At 69.0% G+C, this 16,228-nt stretch carries 13 protein-coding genes; 3 read left to right on the forward strand and 10 right to left on the reverse strand.

The window, feature by feature from the left end; all coding sequences use genetic code 11:
• On the reverse strand, positions 1-323 hold a 323-nt coding region (locus JHN45_RS41500; RefSeq protein ID WP_201054546.1), incomplete at its 3' end, for a PucR family transcriptional regulator ligand-binding domain-containing protein.
• Positions 324-439: 116 nt separating this feature from the next.
• Positions 440-2,863 (reverse strand): ATP/GTP-binding protein, encoded by a 2,424-nt coding sequence (locus JHN45_RS41505; protein WP_201054547.1) that lies wholly within the window; start codon positions 2,861-2,863, stop codon positions 440-442.
• Between the two features lie 264 nt (positions 2,864-3,127).
• Here JHN45_RS41505 and gabT point away from each other — a divergent pair, with 264 nt between their 5' ends.
• Both gabT and JHN45_RS41515 read left to right on the forward strand, forming a co-directional pair.
• Positions 3,128-4,462, forward strand: coding sequence for a 4-aminobutyrate--2-oxoglutarate transaminase (gene gabT, locus JHN45_RS41510; protein ID WP_201054548.1), 1,335 nt, complete (start codon positions 3,128-3,130; stop codon positions 4,460-4,462).
• A gap of 478 nt (positions 4,463-4,940) precedes the next feature.
• Positions 4,941-5,522, forward strand: coding sequence for a phosphatase PAP2 family protein (locus JHN45_RS41515; RefSeq protein ID WP_374195671.1), 582 nt, complete (start codon positions 4,941-4,943; stop codon positions 5,520-5,522).
• On the opposite strand, the gene JHN45_RS41520 is transcribed toward JHN45_RS41515, so the two are convergent.
• From JHN45_RS41520 to JHN45_RS41555, 8 genes are all read right to left on the reverse strand, one after another.
• Complete coding sequence (locus JHN45_RS41520) at positions 5,510-7,318, reverse strand: chitinase (RefSeq protein WP_201054552.1); 1,809 nt, start codon at positions 7,316-7,318, stop codon at positions 5,510-5,512. The two genes, JHN45_RS41515 and JHN45_RS41520, sit on opposite strands and share 13 nt — an antisense overlap.
• 169 nt (positions 7,319-7,487) lie before the next feature.
• The gene (locus JHN45_RS41525) at positions 7,488-7,940 is read right to left on the reverse strand and encodes a hypothetical protein (RefSeq protein WP_200714892.1); all 453 of its coding nucleotides are present in this window, start codon (positions 7,938-7,940) and stop codon (positions 7,488-7,490) included.
• A 125-nt stretch (positions 7,941-8,065) separates the two neighbouring features.
• The gene (locus tag JHN45_RS41530; protein ID WP_201054549.1) at positions 8,066-9,493 is read right to left on the reverse strand and encodes an FAD-binding oxidoreductase; all 1,428 of its coding nucleotides are present in this window, start codon (positions 9,491-9,493) and stop codon (positions 8,066-8,068) included.
• Between the two features lie 29 nt (positions 9,494-9,522).
• Positions 9,523-10,323 carry an ABC transporter permease gene (locus JHN45_RS41535; RefSeq protein ID WP_200714890.1) on the reverse strand — a complete coding sequence of 267 codons (801 nt, stop codon included), beginning with the start codon at positions 10,321-10,323 and terminating at the stop codon, positions 9,523-9,525.
• The gene (locus JHN45_RS41540) at positions 10,324-11,250 is read right to left on the reverse strand and encodes an ABC transporter permease (RefSeq protein ID WP_201054550.1); all 927 of its coding nucleotides are present in this window, start codon (positions 11,248-11,250) and stop codon (positions 10,324-10,326) included.
• Positions 11,250-12,404 carry an ABC transporter ATP-binding protein gene (locus JHN45_RS41545; protein ID WP_200714888.1) on the reverse strand — a complete coding sequence of 385 codons (1,155 nt, stop codon included), beginning with the start codon at positions 12,402-12,404 and terminating at the stop codon, positions 11,250-11,252. The genes JHN45_RS41540 and JHN45_RS41545 overlap by 1 nt, the downstream gene beginning before the upstream one ends.
• A gap of 5 nt (positions 12,405-12,409) precedes the next feature.
• A complete protein-coding gene (locus JHN45_RS41550; protein WP_200714887.1) occupies positions 12,410-13,657 on the reverse strand; it encodes a PotD/PotF family extracellular solute-binding protein in 1,248 nt (415 codons plus the stop codon).
• 56 nt (positions 13,658-13,713) lie between these two features.
• Positions 13,714-15,249 (reverse strand): gamma-aminobutyraldehyde dehydrogenase, encoded by a 1,536-nt coding sequence (locus JHN45_RS41555; RefSeq protein WP_200714886.1) that lies wholly within the window; start codon positions 15,247-15,249, stop codon positions 13,714-13,716.
• Positions 15,250-15,460: 211 nt separating this feature from the next.
• Between JHN45_RS41555 and JHN45_RS41560 the strand changes: the two genes are divergently transcribed.
• Complete coding sequence (locus JHN45_RS41560; RefSeq protein WP_201054551.1) at positions 15,461-16,048, forward strand: NADAR family protein; 588 nt, start codon at positions 15,461-15,463, stop codon at positions 16,046-16,048.
• Positions 16,049-16,228: the final 180 nt, after the last annotated feature.

Raw genomic sequence — 16,228 nt, forward strand, 5'->3', positions numbered from 1 at the left:
TCGAGAAGTGGCAGCCCCTCCTCCGCCGCCGTGTCGACAAGCGCCTTCGGGATCTCGTCGTAGTTGACCCCGACGGCGAACCCGAGCCCCACGACCCCCGCCCCCACCAGCCGCCTCACATACCGCCGCATGGCCTTGGGGTCCTCGGCGTCCAGCTTCAACGCGGTGATCAGCAGCAGTTCCCCACCCTCCATGTACGGCACCGGGTCCGCCAGCTCACTGACATGCGCCCACCGCACGGGCACGTCCAGGCGGTCCTCGCCCGCGCGCACGGTGAGCTTGAGCGCGGAGTGGTGGACGAGCGAGGCGAGGGTGGGGGGCATGGGGCCTTCAGACGGGAGGAGAGCCGGTGATCGGTCCGATCTTTTGGCCGTCGCGTATGAACGGCCCACCCCGATTCTGCCTTACCGTACGGTCGGCACGACCCCGTATGTCCGGTTCAGGGGGCTGGGGTGCGCAGATCCACCAGGGACGGCGGGGTGTGCTTGCCTTCGACCGTCGTGAGCGACAACACCGCGTGACCCGGCGGGACCTCGTGCGCGAGCTGGGACGCGGACCACCGTTCCCGCTCGACCTGCCGTACGGTCACCGCCTCCGTCGTCACCGCCCGGCCCGTCACCAGCTTGCGCAGGGCGTGGATGGCGCGAGTCATCGGCTGGTCCGCGAAGACGGTGTGCTGGGCAACGTCCCGGGTCTCCACCCATTCCGTGCCCCAGGCGTGCGCGAAGCGGCTGCCGTCCCAGGTGGTGACACCCGAGAAGGCCATCCGGCAGCCGACCGCCCCGTGCAGGGGTCCGTGCAGCGCCTCGGGGACATCGCCGAGCGTGCGCAGGGCGAGCAGCACGCCCGCGTTCTGCGAGCGCAGCCGCTGCATGTGCCGTACCGACTCGGTGGTCACCGTCCCGGTGGCGTCGTCGAGGACGAGACACGCGAAGTGACGACGGCCGGTGTCGTGCACGACATGGTCGAACTGGGCCAGGACCAGCCGGGTGATGAGCCGGGAGGCCTCCTCGTGCCCGTGGGCCGGCACGTCGATGCGGACCCGCAGGGGGTGGTGCGCGACGGCTCGTAGCGAGAACGGCCGGACGGCCGCGTCGCCGGTACCGAAGAACTCGGCGAACACGGGCCGGTCCAGCAACGCGAGCCGGTCGGCGAGCACAGGACCCGGGTCGGCGGCGCTGCCGGTCTGCCGGGCACGGGCGTCGAGATCGCGGCGCAGACCCGCGTGTTCCGGCGCCGACAGTGCCTGGCGCAGGGGGGCGAGCGCCGAGGGTTCGCCCTCCAGCAGTTCCCGCAGCACGGGCAGGGTCGGGAAGGTGCCGTGCACCGCACGGTACGGCCCGAGCACCTGGGCGAGTGCGGTCGTGGCCCGTTGGGCGCCGACGGTGTCGAGGTCACCGGCCAGTGCCTCGGCAAGGAACGCGGCTGCCGCGTCGGGGTCGGCTGTGTCGGCGTAGGGATCCAGGTCGTAGACGGAGGCGGGATCCCCGATCCGCACCACGACGTCGAACGCGGCGTCCGGACCGAGCGGGGTACCGGCCGCGCAGACCGCCACGACGGCGCACTGTCCGGTCAGCGCCCGCAGGGCGAGGGACTCGACGACCGGCGCGACCACGTGCCTGGTCTTGCCGGAGCCGGACGGCCCCACGACGAGCAGCGAGGTGCCGAGCGCGTCGGGGCCGAGGGCCGTACCCGCGCCTCGATAGGCCGATGGAGTACGGTCCCCTGCCGTCCACCGCCCGATGCGGACCTGCCCTTCGAGCAGATCGTGCGGTGCGGCACGGCCGGGCAGGTCCCGGGCACCGGACGGGTGGACCCAGGCAGCCGCCCCCTTGCGCAGCACCGTGTCGGTGAAGACCGCCAACTGCGCTTCCCTGCGGGCGGATTGCCACGCGTACCCGACCCGGGCGCAGTCCACGTCGTTCATACGGCCGGTGAGCACTTCGGCGGTGAGGAGCTCGGCCGCTTCGTACTGGCCGGCCTCGCGCAGCTCGGGCCACTGGGCGGGCACCAGGACAGCGGGTGCCGGGCGGGTCTCGCCTTCTCCCGTACGGTTCCGCGCGACGAGTCGTTCCTTCGCGAGCGCCCACCAGCCGCCGAGGCGGGCGAAGGGCCACAGGACCAGCACGGTGATGAGGCCGTAGAGGCTGTCGGTGAGAAGGACCGACCCGAAGAGATCGTAGCCACCGGAGATCAGGGTGAGGAGGGAGAACAGTGGGTCCTGGACCGGCAGGGCGTTCCAGCCCAGGCCGAACGCCTTGGGAAACACGAAACTCAGCGCGATCAGACCGCCGACGGCCGCCAGCAGTGCGCGAGCGGGCTGAGGACGACCGCCGATGACATGGCGGGCGGCGTCGAGCCAGCCGCCCAGTCTGATGACGGCGTAGACGAGCAGGCCAAAGAAGACACCGTCGTAGACGATGATGGCCTCGCCGCCCCTGTAGTTCTTGGGAGAGGTGGTGCCGGCCCACCACCAGTCGCTGGGGGTGACCAGCTTGAGCACGACCCATTGGTACGGAACAGCTCCATGGCGCCAGAAGGACCACACGATCAGCGCCACCACGAGGGGGATCAGCAGACCGAGGATCGCGACCTTGGAGAGTCGCGTCGCCGCACGATCGGCCTTGGGCGGGCGATATCCGTAGCGCCAGATGCCGGGCGCGGCGGGCGGCCGGGGTTCGTTCAGCCAGTCGGCGACGGCCGGGGCGAACTGCGGCGGCTGTTCGGACGCGGGGGCCGCACCCGGTGAGCGCGCCGGCCGAGGCGGCACGGCCGGTACCTCGGGCGGCCCCGCCGGACGCGGCACAGGATTCGCATGCGTGCCTCGCGTGCCCCGTGCGTCCCGCGTCCCGTCGCTGTCCATCGTCCTCGCCCTCGCCCCTTGACCAGCCGTTCCGTGCACCGTCAGCGAGTCAATCTAACGCGCCAGGAAGGGGAGTTCACCGTTTACACGGCCGGGCCCGCGGCAAGCTCCGCGAACCCGGCACTGTCCACGGCGGACAACCCGCGGCGCCGACACCGCCCACATGGAGCATGCCCACCCCTCGCCCCCGGTCCTAGCCTGCGAGAAAGGAAGAAAAAGAAACAGGAAAGCGCGTAAGCGTCCGCACCACCCCAGGAGCCCCTCATGACCGCACTTCCGCAGGAGCGCCGCGTCGTCACCGCGATCCCCGGCCCGAAGTCCCAGGAGCTGCAGGCCCGCCGTACCGCGGCGGTCGCGGCCGGTGTGGGTTCCGTGCTGCCCGTGTTCACCGCGCGCGCGGGCGGCGGGATCATCGAGGACGTCGACGGGAACCGGTTCATCGACTTCGGTTCCGGTATCGCGGTGACGAGCGTCGGCGCCTCCGCCGAGGCCGTCGTACGCCGTGCCACCGCGCAGCTCGCCGACTTCACCCACACCTGTTTCATGGTCACCCCGTACGAGGGGTATGTGGAGGTCGCCGAGGCGCTCGCCGAGCTGACCCCCGGCGACCACGCCAAGAAGTCCGCGCTGTTCAACTCCGGCGCCGAGGCCGTCGAGAACGCCGTGAAGATCGCGCGGGCCTACACCAAGCGGCAGGCCGTCGTCGTGTTCGACCACGGGTACCACGGGCGCACCAACCTCACCATGGCGCTGACCTCGAAGAACATGCCGTACAAGAACGGGTTCGGGCCCTTCGCCCCCGAGGTGTACCGCGTGCCGGTGGCCTACGGCTACCGCTGGCCGACCGGTCCCGACAACGCCGGTGCCGAGGCCTCCGCGCAGGCCATCGACATGATCAACAAGCAGATCGGCGCCGACAACGTCGCCGCGATCATCATCGAGCCGGTCCTCGGCGAGGGCGGTTTCATCGAGCCCGCCAAGGGCTTCCTGCCGGCGCTCAGCAAGTTCGCAGCCGACAACGGGATCGTCTTCGTCGCCGACGAGATCCAGTCCGGGTTCTGCCGTACGGGTCAGTGGTTCGCGTGTGAGGACGAGGGTGTCGTCCCGGATCTCATCACCACCGCGAAGGGGATCGCGGGCGGGCTGCCGCTCGCCGCCGTGACCGGGCGCGCCGAGATCATGGACGCCGCGCACGCCGGGGGCCTCGGGGGGACCTACGGCGGCAACCCCGTCGCCTGCGCCGGTGCGCTCGGCGCCATCGAGACCATGAAGGAACTCGACCTCAACGCCAGGGCGAAGAACATCGAGGCCGTGATGAAGGTCCGGCTCGGCGCGATGGCGGAGAAGTTCGACATCATCGGCGACGTCCGCGGGCGCGGCGCGATGATCGCCATCGAGCTGGTCAAGGACCGTACGACCAAGGAGCCGAACCCGGAGGGCACGGCCGCGCTCGCCAAGGCCTGCCACCAGGAGGGGCTGCTGGTCCTGACCTGTGGCACCTACGGCAACGTCCTCCGTTTCCTGCCCCCGCTGGTCATCGGGGACGACCTGCTGAGCGAGGGCCTCGACATCATCGAGCAGGCGTTCGCACGTATCTGAGCCACCCTCTCCCATACGTCCCGGCCACACGGAACCCGTAGCTCCCCCACAGGAGCCGCGCCTCGTGCGCCCCACCCGCCCCAGCCCTTTCATCGCCGATGATTCACAGGCTGGGGCGGCGGGCGTCAGGCCGTGTGAAGAAGGTGTGCGGGGTACATGACGGGACGCGAATCCGCCTGTCTTCCCTCCAGTCACTGCCGTAGGTTCTACCCAGATGAGAGATACACCCCGCCCACAGGGGACTGTGGGCGACTTCAGGACGAGGCCTCCCCAGCTTCGCCCTGGTCGTGCCCTCGCGCACACAACAGGAGCCTCCGGCTCCGAATCTCCTCACCGATCGGACAGTCGCCCGCCCCAAACCCCCCGGGGCGGCCGACCCGCCGATCCGGACGGCCGGCTCGGAACTACCCCCCCTGTTCCGGGCCGGCCGACCTCCTTTTTCTGGCTCCTTCTCGCCCTGCCCGCGCTACTCTTCGCGGTGATCACCTGGCAGGTCGCCGCCGACGGCCCGCTCCTCCGCCTGGACGAGCGCCTGAGCCGCGCACTCGTCCACCCGGACCGCTTCTCCGAACTCCTCGCCGACCTCGGCAATGTCCAGGTCGCGGTACCCGTTCTCGTCGTTGTCCTCGTCTACGTCGCTTGGCGCGGCCGTGCCAGAGGTACGGAACGCTGGTGGCCGGCACCCCTCGCGGCGGCCGTGCTGATGGCCCTGGTCCCGGCGCTGGTCGTCCCCGTCAAGGAACTGATCGCCCGCGGCGGCACCCCGGCCGTCCCGCCGGGCACCGGCTACTACCCCTCAGGCCACACGGCCACCGCGATGATCGCGTACGGCGCCTCGACGCTCGTCCTCCTTCCTTGGCTCCGGACGTCGTACGCCCGTCGCGGAGCCGTCGCCGTCTGCGTCCTCCTCGTTGCCTGCGTGAGCTTCGGGCTGGTCCGGCGGGGCTACCACTGGCCACTGGACGTGGTGGCCAGTTGGTGCCTCGGGACCGTGCTGCTCGCCGCGCTGCGGCTGTTTCTCGGCCGCTTTCGGAGCGAGAGCGCACCTCAGCCGAAGTAGCCGTCGAACGTCTTCTGGAACTCCCAGTTCGAGTAGCGGTCCCAGTTGATCGACCAGGTCATCAGGCCGCGCAGGGTCGGCCAGGTGCCGTGGGTCGTGTACGAGCCGCAACTCACCTTCTTCGTCAGGCAGTCCAGGGTTTTGGTGACCTCGGCGGGGGCCACGTAGCCGTTGCCCGCGTTGACCGACGCCGGCACGCCGATGGCGATCTGGTCGGGGCGCAGAGCCGGGAACATGTTGTTCGTGTCGCCCGCGACCGGGAAGCCGGTGAGCAGCATGTCGGTCATCGCGATGTGGAAGTCGGCGCCGCCCATGGTGTGGTACTGGCCGTCGAGACCCATGATCGGGCCCGAGTTGTAGTCCTGGACGTGCAGCAGGGTGAGGTCGTCGCGCAGGGCGTAGATGACGGGCAGATACGCGCCGCACCGCGGGTCCTGGCCGCCGAACTTGCCGGTGCCGTAGAACTGGTAGCCCATCTGCACGAAGAACGTCTCGGGCGCCATGCTCAGCACGAACTTCGCGCCGTACTTGGCCTTCAGGGTCTTCAGGGCGGCAATCAGGTTGACCACCACGGGAGTTGTGGGGCTCTTGAAGTTGGTGTCGCTCGCGTCGAGCGAGAGGGAGTGGCCCTCGAAGTCGATGTCCAGGCCGTCGAGGCCGTAGGTGTCGATGATGTTCGAGACCGACGAGACGAAGGTGTCCCTGGCCGCTGTCGTGGTGAGTTGGACCTGGCCGTTGGCGCCGCCTATCGAGATCAGCACCTTTTTCCCCGCCGCCTGTTTGGCCTTGATCGCGGCCTTGAAGTCGGCGTCGCTCTCGACGTTCGCGCACTCTCCCCCACTCTCGGCTTCGCTCGAGCGGGAGGCGCCCCCATCCGGGCAGCGGTTGAAGCGGATGTCGCCCGAGGTGGCTGAGGTGGGTTCACCGAAGGCCAGGTCGATGACGTCCCAGCTGTCGGGGACGTCGGCCAGGTGGGTGTAGCCGGAGCCGTTGGCGAAGCTCGCGTGGAGGTAGCCGACGAGGGCGTGGGTGGGGAGGCCGGTGGTGGGGCCCGAGCCGGTGGACGTGGTCGCGGTGACCGCCGTCGACTTCGGGGACTCGCCCGCGTCGTTGACCGCCGTGACCTGGAAGCTGTACGCCGTCGCGGCCGTCAGACCGCTCACGGTGGCCGAAGTGCCGCTCGCCGTCTGGACTTTCACTCCGCCGCGGTAGATCGCGTAGCTGGTCGCACCGGTGACGGCGGACCAGGAGAGGGCGACGGAGGAGGAGGTGACGGTGCCAACGGTGAGGCCTGTGGGGGTGGTTGGCGGTTGGCCCGGGTCGACCGCCGGGCCGGTGAGGGAGATGTCGTCGGCGTAGTAGGCGCCGGTGGCGTACCAGCCGTGGGTGTAGATCGTGACCTTGGTGGTGGACGCGCCGGTGGTGAAGCTCGTCGTCAACCGCTGCCAGTCGGGGGCCGATTGGGTCCAGGTGGAGACGTCCGTGGTGCCGGTGCCGCTCGCGCCGAGGTAGACGTAGCTGCCGCGGACGTAACCGGCGAGCGAGTAGGAGGAGTTCGGTTTCACGGTCACGGTCTGCGCGCACTGGGCGTAGTCGTTGCCGGCCGGGGTCGCCTGCAACGCCGAACTGCCGCCGTGCACGGGCGACTTGACGGTCGTACCGCTGCTCGCGGTACAGGACCAGTTGTCGAGGCCGGACTCGAAGCCTCCGTTCTTCGCCAGGTCCGCGTCGGCCGCACGGGCGGCCGACGAGAGTGCGGTGATGCCGGGTACGGCCAGCAGGGCGGCCGTGAGCATGGCGAGGACGGATCTGGAGCGTTCCACAAGTGCCTCCGGGCATGGGGGAATTGGAGGGGTGGAGCGCGCCCAATTTGGTCCAGACCAATTGCCTCTGTCAAGACTTGCGCTGCCAAGACATGCACTGTCAAGACATGCGCTGCCAGGACATCTGGCGGCTACCCGTCCATCACTGCCCCTCTTCCCTGGCCAGTCCCGCCGCCGCCTCGTGCATGGCGAGTTCGAGGAGCGCTGGATCGGTGAGGGTGCCGGAGCCGTCCGGCGGTACCAGCCAGCGGACTCCGCCGGTCGACCGGCCGGGGTACGGCACGACGATCCAGGTGCCGGGTCCCGCCGTACGGATGCCGGTGCCGAGCCAGCGGGCCGCGGTGCCGGGCGGGACCAGGAAACCCATGCGTGCGTCGCCGAAGTCGACGAGTACCGGGCCCGGTTGATCGATGACCCGGGTGAGCACATCGAGCGTGGGATAACCGAGCTCACCCGGCAGGATGAGTACGTCCCAGGCCTTGCCGGCGGGCAGCAGCGCGATCCCCATGGGATTGCGCTCCCATTCCCAGCGGCAGGCCTCCGGATCCGGAGCCACGGATGCCAGCCACTCGACGGCCGTCTTCGCCCCAGTCATGAGGAGACCTCCCTTTCTCATGTCGACGCTGGTCGCGTCACAGGAGAGAGGGAGGTCGGCTCACGGCATTACGCGGGTTTTCGCTCCTCGAAGGAGTGAACCGGGTCACACCCCGCAGGCGGGGCTCAACTGTCGAAGCCGAGGCCCAGCTTGTCCATCGTCTTCAGCCACAGGTTGCGCCGGCCGCCGTGGTCGTCGGCGCGGGCCAGCGACCACTTGGTGAGCGCGATGCCCGTCCAGGCGAAGGGCTCGGGCGGGAAGGGCAGCGGCTTCTTGCGGACCATCTCCAGCTCCGTGCGCTCGGTGCGCTCCCCCGCGAGCAGGTCCAGCATCACGTCCGCGCCGAAGCGGGTGGCGCCGACGCCGAGGCCGGTGAAGCCCGCCGCGTACGCCACCTTGCCCTGGTGGGCGGTGCCGAAGAACGCCGAGAAGCGCGAGCAGGTGTCGATCGCGCCGCCCCACGCGTGGCTGAAGTTGAGGCCCTCCAGCTGCGGGAAGCAGGTGAAGAAGTGCTCGGCGAGCTTGGCGTACGTCTCCGGCCGGTCGTCGTACTCGGCGCGCACCCGGCCGCCGTAGGGGTAGATCGCGTCGTAACCGCCCCACAGGATGCGGTTGTCGGCGGAGAGGCGGAAGTAGTGGAACTGGTTCGCCGAATCGCCGAGACCCTGGCGGTTCTTCCAGCCGATCGACGCCAACTGGTCGGCGGAGAGCGGCTCGGTCATCAGGGCGTAGTCGTAGACCGGGACGGTGTACGAGCGGACGCGCTTGATCAGGTTCGGGAAGATATTGGTGCCGAGCGCGACCCGGCGGGCGCGGACCGAGCCGTAGGGGGTGCGTACGGCCATGCCGGCGCCGTAGGGCTTGAGGGCGAGGGCGGGGGTGTGTTCGTAGACGCGGACGCCGAGTTGGAGGCAGGCGCGCTTCAACCCCCAGGCCAGTTTGGCCGGGTTGAGCATCGCGACGCCCCGGCTGTCGTGCAGGCCGGCGAGGAAGGTCGGGGAGTCGACCTGTTCGCGGACCGCGTCCGCGTCCAGGAACTCGGTGCCGTCGGCGAGGCCCTTGCTCACCAACTCCTCGTGCCAGTCGTGGAGTTCCTCGGCCTGGTGCGGTTCGGTGGCGACGTCGATCTCGCCGGTACGCTCGAACTCGCAGTCCAGGGAGTAGCGGGCGACCGCGCTCTCGATCGCGTCGAGGTTGCGGGCGCCCAGCTCCTCCAGCTTGTGGATCTCGTCGGGCCAGCGGGTGAGGCCGTTGGACAGGCCGTGGGTGAGGGAGGCGGCACAGAAACCGCCGTTGCGGCCCGAGGCGGCCCAGCCCACCTCGCGGCCTTCCAGCAGGACGACATCCCGCTGCGGGTCGCGCTCTTTCGCGATGAGCGCGGTCCACAGTCCGCTGTAGCCGCCGCCGACGACCAGCAGATCACAGGTCTCGGCGCCGGTGAGCGCGGGCTCGGGGTGGGGCTTGCCGGGGTCGTCCAGCCAGTACGGAACCGGCCGGGCTTCGGAGAGGGACTTCGTCCAATTGGTGTTACGGCTCATGGCGCTCGGGGCCATGATTTCAACTCCCTACAGGGCGCTAGCGGTTATGCCTTTACCTTGTTGCGGCGGTTGGTGATCGCCATCGAGACGAGCACCAACAATACGGCGACGAGGAACATGGCCGTACCGATGACATTGATCTGAACGGGTGTCCCGCGCTGTGCCGATCCCCAGACGAACATGGGGAAGGTGACGGTCGAACCCGCGTTGAAATTGGTGATGATGAAATCGTCGAAGGAGAGCGCGAAGGAGAGCAGCGCGCCCGCCGCGATTCCGGGGGCCGCGATGGGCAGGGTGACGCGCAGGAAGGTCTGCGCCGGGCCGGCGTAGAGGTCCTGGGCGGCCTGCTCCAGGCGCGGGTCCATCGACATCACGCGGGCCTTGACGGCGGTGACGACGAAGCTGAGGCAGAACATGATGTGGGCGATCAGGATGGTGTAGAAGCCCAGTTGGGCGCCCATGTTGAGGAACAGGGTGAGCAGCGAGGCCGCCATGACGACCTCGGGCATCGCCATCGGCAGGAAGATCAGCGAGTTGACGGCACCGCGGGCGCGGAAGCGGTAGCGGACCAGCGCGAAGGCGATCATCGTGCCGAGGACGGTGGCGCCGATGGTCGCCCAGACGGCGATCTGGAGGCTGATGCTCAGCGAGCCGCACATGTCGGCGACACCGCACGGCTGCTTCCAGGCGTCCAGCGAGAACTGCTGCCACTCGTAATTGAAGCGCCCCTTCGGCTTGTTGAAGGAGAACACCGTGACGATGACGTTCGGGAGCAGGAGATATCCGAGCGTCAACAGGCCGGCGATGACGACGAAATGGCGCTTGAACCAGCGTACGACTGCCATTTAGACCAGATCCTCCGTCCCGGACTTGCGAATGTAGATGGTCACCATGGCGAGAATGGCGGCCATGAGGACGAAGGAAAGAGCCGCCGCCGTCGGATAGTCCAGGATGCGCAGGAACTGCGTCTGGATGACGTTGCCGATCATGCGGGTGTCGGTGGAGCCGAGGAGTTCGGCGTTGACGTAGTCACCGGCCGCCGGGATGAAGGTCAGCAGGGTGCCGGAGACGACGCCGGGCATCGACAGCGGGAAGGTGACCTTGCGGAAGGTGGTGAAGGGCTTGGCGTACAGGTCGCCGGCCGCCTCGTGCAGCCGTCCGTCGATGCGCTCCAGCGAGGTGTAGAGCGGCAGGACCATGAACGGCAGGAAGTTGTACGTCAGTCCGCAGACGACCGCGAGTGGAGTGGCGAGGACGCGGTCCCCGGAGGTCCAGCCGAGCCAGTTGGTGACGTCCAGGACGTGCAGCGTGTTGAGGACGCTCACGACCGGGCCGCTGTCCGCGAGGATCGTCTTCCAGGCCAGCGTGCGGATCAGGAAGCTGGTGAAGAACGGCGCGATCACCAGGATCATGATCAGGTTGCGCCAGCGTCCCGCGCGGAAGGCGATGAGGTACGCGAGCGGGTAGCCGAGCAGCAGGCAGAGGATCGTCGCGGCGGCGGCGTACAGGCCCGAGCGCAGGAACTGCGGCCAGTACTCGGACACCGCGTCCCAGTAGGTCGCGAAGTGCCAGGTGACCTTGTAGCCGTCCTCCAGGGAGCCCGTCTGGATCGACGTGGAGCCCTGGTAGATCATCGGCAGCGCGAAGAAGATGATCAGCCACAGAATGCCGGGCAGCAGCAGCCAGTACGGCGTCCAGCGGCCCCGCCTCTTGCGCGGCGCCTTCTCCTCCGGCGCCGGCGCCAGGGGCGGCGCCTCGGTGACAGCGGCCATCAGGCGGCCTCCTCCTCGGTGTCGACGCCCGCGTCGATGTCCTGCGCCGCGTCGAGGCCGAAGGTGTGGGCCGGGTTCCAGTGCAGGACGACATCGGCGCCGGGCCGCAGCCGGGCGTCGCGGTCGACGTTCTGGGCGTAGACCTCGAACTCGGGGCAGACCGGGCTGTCGATGACGTACTGGGTGGAGACGCCGATGAAGCTGGAGTCGACGATCTTGCCGGTGATGCGGTTGCGGCCGGCCGGGATCTCGCCCGCGTCGTCGGCGTGCGTGAGGGTGATCTTCTCGGGCCGTACGCCGACCAGGACCTTGCCGCCGGTCGTCGTGGGCGCGGAACATCGCGCCTCGGGGAGGACGAGCTTGCCGCCGCCCGCCTTGAGGACGATGTCGTCGCCGGACTTGGAGTCGACCTCGGCCTCGATGAGGTTGGAGGTGCCGAGGAAGTTGGCGACGAACGTGGTGTTCGGGTTCTCGTAGAGGTCGCTGGGCGAGCCGAGCTGCTCGACACGGCCCGCGTTCATCACGGCGACCGTGTCGGCCATGGTCATGGCCTCCTCCTGGTCGTGCGTGACGTGCACGAAGGTGATGCCGACCTCGGTCTGGATGCGCTTGAGCTCCAGCTGCATCTGGCGGCGCAGCTTGAGGTCGAGGGCGCCGAGGGGCTCGTCGAGGAGCAGCACCTTGGGGTGGTTGATCAGCGCGCGGGCGACGGCCACACGCTGCTGCTGACCACCCGACAACTGGTGCGGCTTCTTGCGCGCCTGCTCGCCGAGCTGGACCAGGTCGAGCATGTCGACGACCTGCTGCTTCACCGACTTGATGCCGCGCCGGCGCAGACCGAAGGCGACGTTCTCGAAGATGTCGAGGTGCGGGAAGAGGGCGTACGACTGGAAGACGGTGTTCACCGGCCGCTTGTAGGGCGGGAGGTTGGTGACTTCCTGGTCCCCGAGGTGGACGGTGCCGGAGGAAGGTTCCTCCAGGCCCGCGATCATGCGCAGGGTGGTGGTCTTGCCGCAGCCGGAGGCGCCGAGCAGGGCGAAGAACGAGCCCTGGGGCACGGTCAGGTCCAGCGGCTGCACTGCTGTGAAGCCGTTGTCGTAGGTCTTGCTGATGCCGGAGAGGCGGACGTCGCCGCTGTTGTCCTTGGTGTTCATCCTCGTCACGCCCCTGTGAGCTTTGCGAACTTCTGCTGGTAGGCCGTCTCTTCCTTCGAGCTCAGGGAGCGGAAGGCGTGGGACTTGGCCGCCATGGCCTTGTCGGGAAGGATCAGCGGGTTGCTCGCCGCCGACTTGTCGATCTTCGCGAGATACGGCTTCACGTCCGCGACCGGGCTGACGTAGTTGACGTAGGCGGCGAGTTCGGCGGCCGGTTCGGGCTCGTAGTAGTAGTCGATCAGCCGCTCGGCGTTCGTCTTGTGGCGCGCCTTGTTGGGGATCAGCATGTTGTCGGTCGACGTCATGTAGCCGGCCTCGGGGATGACATAACCGACGTCCGGGTTGTCCGACTGGAGCTGGACGATGTCGCCGCCCCAGGCGACACAGGCCGCGAAGTCGCCCTTGGTGAGGTCGGACGTGTAGTCGTTGCCCGTGAAGCGGCGGATCTGGCCCTTGTCGACGGCCTTCTGGAGGCGGGCGATGACCGCGTCGTAGTCGTCGGTGGTGAACTTCGCCGGGTCCTTGCCCATGTCGAGCATGGTCATGCCGACGCTGTCGCGCATCTCGGTGAGGAAGCCGACGCGGCCCTTGAGCTTGGGGTTGTCGAGCAGGTCCGAGATCGACTTCACCTCGACGCCGTCGAGCGCCTTCTTGTTGTAGGCGATGACTGTCGAGATGCCCTGCCACACGTACGAGTAGGCCCGGCCCGGGTCCCAGTCGGGGCTGCGGAACTGGTCCGACAGGTTGGCGTAGGCGTGCGGCAGGTTGGACGCGTCCAGCTTCTGCACATACCCCAGCCGGATCATGCGGGCGGCCAGCCAGTCGGTGAGGACGATCAGGTCGCGGCCCGTGGACTGGCCGGCGGCGAGCTGCGGCTGGATCTTGCCGAAGAACTCGTCGTTGTCGTTGATGTCCTCGGTGTACTTGACCTTGATGCCGGTCCGCTTGGTGAACGCGTCCAGGGTGGGCCGGTGCTTGCCGCTGTCGTCCGTGTCGATGTACTCGGGCCAGTTGGAGAAGTCGACCTCCTTCTCCGTGGCCGAGTGGTCGTCGGCGGACACACCGCCCTGCGTCTTGCCTGCCGCGGGGATCCCGCAGCCGCTCAGGGCCCCGAGTCCGCCGACCGCGAGCGCGCCGCCCGCGGAGGCGCGCAGCACCGAACGGCGGGTCCACGCGGACCTGCTCTTGCGGAAGCTGCGCCGCACGGCGGCCACTTCGGCCGGGGTCAGGCGGTCGGGCTCGTACTGCTTCATGCGCGTGCTGCCCTTTCGGGAGGAGACGGCGGCGCCTTGGGCGGCCGTCAGTTCTGCTATCGGTCCCCGAAGATCGTGCGGTGCCAGTCCTTCCTGGCCACCGCGGTGTTGTCGAACATGACGTGCTTGATCTGGGTGTACTCCTCGAACGAGTAGGCGGACATGTCCTTGCCGAAGCCGGACGCCTTGTAGCCGCCGTGGGGCATCTCGCTGATGATCGGGATGTGGTCGTTGATCCACACACAGCCGGCCTTGATCTCGCGGGTCGCGCGATTGGCCCGGTAGACGCCCTGGGTCCACGCGGAGGCGGCGAGGCCGTACGGGGTGTCGTTGGCGAGCGCGATGCCTTCGTCGTCACTGTCGAAGGGCAGGACCACGAGGACCGGTCCGAACAGCTCGGACTGCACGATCTCGCTGTCCTGGGCGGCGTCCGCGACCAGGGTGGGGCGATAGTAGGCGCCGTTCTTGAGATCTCCCTGAGGAGCCTCGCCGCCGGTCACCACGCGCGCGTAGCCACGTGCCCGGTCGACGAACCCGGCGACGCGGTCGCGCTGGACGTGCGAGATCAGCGGCCCGAGGTCGGTGCCGGGGGCGAAGGGATCGCCGACCCGGACGCCCGCCATGAGGGCGGCGGTCTTCTGGACGAACGCTTCGTAGAGGGGCCTTTGCACGTACGCGCGCGTGGCGGCCGTGCAGTCCTGCCCGGTGTTGATGAGCGAACCGGCGACGGCTCCGTTGACGGCGGCTTCGAGGTCCGCGTCGTCGAAGACCACGAAGGGTGCCTTGCCGCCCAGCTCCAGGTGGATGCGCTTGACGGTGGCGGTCGCGATCTCGGCGACCCGCTTGCCGACGGCGGTGGACCCGGTGAACGAGGTCATGGCCACATCTGGATGCCCGACGAGATGCTCACCGGCGACCTTCCCGGTGCCGGTGACGATGTTGATGACCCCGTCCGGGATGCCGGCCTCGGTGGCGGCCTGCGCGAACATCAGCGAGGTCAGCGGGGTCAGCTCGGCGGGCTTGAGGACGATCGTGTTGCCGGCCGCGATCGCCGGGAGGATCTTCCAGGCGGCCATCTGGAGGGGATAGTTCCAGGGCGCGATGGAGCCGACGACACCGATGGGTTCACGGCGTACGTACGACGTGTGGTCGCCCGAGTACTCACCGGCGGACTGCCCCTGGAGGTGCCGTGCGGCACCGGCGAAGAAGGCCGTGTTGTCGATGGTCCCGGGGATGTCGAACTCGCGGGTCAGCTTGAGCGGCTTGCCGCACTGGAGGGACTCGGCGCGGGCGAAGTCGTCCGCGCGCTCGGCGAGCACGGCGGCGAAGCGGTGCAGCGCGTCGGAGCGCTCGCCCGGGGTGGCGCCCGACCAGCCCGGGAAGGCGGCGCGGGCGGCGGCGACGGCCGCGTCCACGTCCGCCGTGCCGGCCAGCTCGTACGTGTACACGTCCTCGCCGGTCGCCGGGTCGACGACCGCGTGGGTGTGGCCCGAGGTGCCCTTGGTCAGGCGGCCCGCGATGAACTGCGCGCCGTCCGCGAAGTACTCCTGAGCGGGAAATCGTTCCGGGGTGGCGTTGCCCGGGTTGTGCATGTCGCTCTCCTCCGCCTTCGCCCCGCTTCGTCCGCTGGCGGGTGGCGTAGCTCCAGCTCGATTTGAATGCCGATCCTGACAGAGCAAAGGGACTCCAACAAGTGATTCCGTTGTTGCCTTTTGGTTACGCGACGGAATCCTTCGACCAGGTGTCGAGTCCATGCGGAAAAGGGGGGACGGAGTGTCAGTGGTGCCTGCAAGACTCGCGTGTATGGACGGGATCACGGGGAAGCTCGCGGCGGACGCCGCGCAAAAGATCGATTCGCAGGAAGCCCTGATCAGGGAAGTGCGCGCCGGGACCAAGGTCAAGTACCTGCACTTCTGGGGCCACCGACCACGCCCGGACGGCCGCGTGAGCGCGAGCTGTCTGAGCCAGTGGTGGCCGTCGCCGTTCACGGTGGACGGGGTGACCTATGCGACCGCCGAGCACTGGATGATGGCCGGCAAGGCGCGCCTGTTCGACGACGAGGCCGCGCTCGCGCGGGTGCTGGCGGCGGGACATCCGTCCGAGGCGAAGAAGGCGGGGCGACTGGTGCGCGGCTTCGACGAGGAGACCTGGACGCGGGAGCGGTTCGGGATCGTCGTCGAGGGGAGCGTCCACAAGTTCGCGGCGGACGAGGAACTGCGGGCGTTTCTCCTGGGCACGGGCGAGCGCGTGCTGGTGGAGGCGAGCCCGGTGGACCGCGTATGGGGCATCGGCCTGGCAGCGGACGACCCGGCGGCAGAGAATCCCGAGCGGTGGCGGGGGCCGAACCTGCTGGGGTTCGCGTTGATGGAGGCGCGGGGACGGCTGGGGTAGGCGCAGCGCCCTCTGGAGGGGGAGGCGCTTCGCGGCTGAACCGCGAAGACCACCACCAGCAAGCTGGGCGGCCCTCCCGGGGGTGGAGACGCTGCGGCTGCGGCTGGGCTCGCGCTGTCGGGGCCCCGGGGGGGGCTTCTGCGGGGCCCCGACAGCGCGAGCCCAGCCGCAGCCGCAGCG

The organism is Streptomyces sp. MBT53, assembly GCF_016654115.1.
In the GTDB taxonomy this organism is placed as follows: Bacteria; Actinomycetota; Actinomycetes; order Streptomycetales; family Streptomycetaceae; genus Streptomyces.

Bases quoted from the DNA above. Each gene is read 5' to 3' on its own strand.
- JHN45_RS41525 (WP_200714892.1), bottom strand. From the start codon at position 7,940: ATGACTGGGGCGAAGACGGCCGTCGAGTGGCTGGCATCCGTGGCTCCG.
- JHN45_RS41535 (WP_200714890.1), bottom strand. From the start codon at position 10,323: ATGGCAGTCGTACGCTGGTTCAAGCGCCATTTCGTCGTCATCGCCGGC.
- JHN45_RS41555 (WP_200714886.1), bottom strand. From the start codon at position 15,249: ATGCACAACCCGGGCAACGCCACCCCGGAACGATTTCCCGCTCAGGAG.
- gabT (WP_201054548.1), top strand. From the start codon at position 3,128: ATGACCGCACTTCCGCAGGAGCGCCGCGTCGTCACCGCGATCCCCGGC.
- JHN45_RS41530 (WP_201054549.1), bottom strand. From the start codon at position 9,493: ATGGCCCCGAGCGCCATGAGCCGTAACACCAATTGGACGAAGTCCCTC.
- JHN45_RS41545 (WP_200714888.1), bottom strand. From the start codon at position 12,404: ATGAACACCAAGGACAACAGCGGCGACGTCCGCCTCTCCGGCATCAGC.
- JHN45_RS41560 (WP_201054551.1), top strand. From the start codon at position 15,461: ATGGACGGGATCACGGGGAAGCTCGCGGCGGACGCCGCGCAAAAGATC.
- JHN45_RS41520 (WP_201054552.1), bottom strand. From the start codon at position 7,318: ATGCTCACGGCCGCCCTGCTGGCCGTACCCGGCATCACCGCACTCTCG.
- JHN45_RS41505 (WP_201054547.1), bottom strand. From the start codon at position 2,863: ATGGACAGCGACGGGACGCGGGACGCACGGGGCACGCGAGGCACGCAT.
- JHN45_RS41540 (WP_201054550.1), bottom strand. From the start codon at position 11,250: ATGGCCGCTGTCACCGAGGCGCCGCCCCTGGCGCCGGCGCCGGAGGAG.
- JHN45_RS41550 (WP_200714887.1), bottom strand. From the start codon at position 13,657: ATGAAGCAGTACGAGCCCGACCGCCTGACCCCGGCCGAAGTGGCCGCC.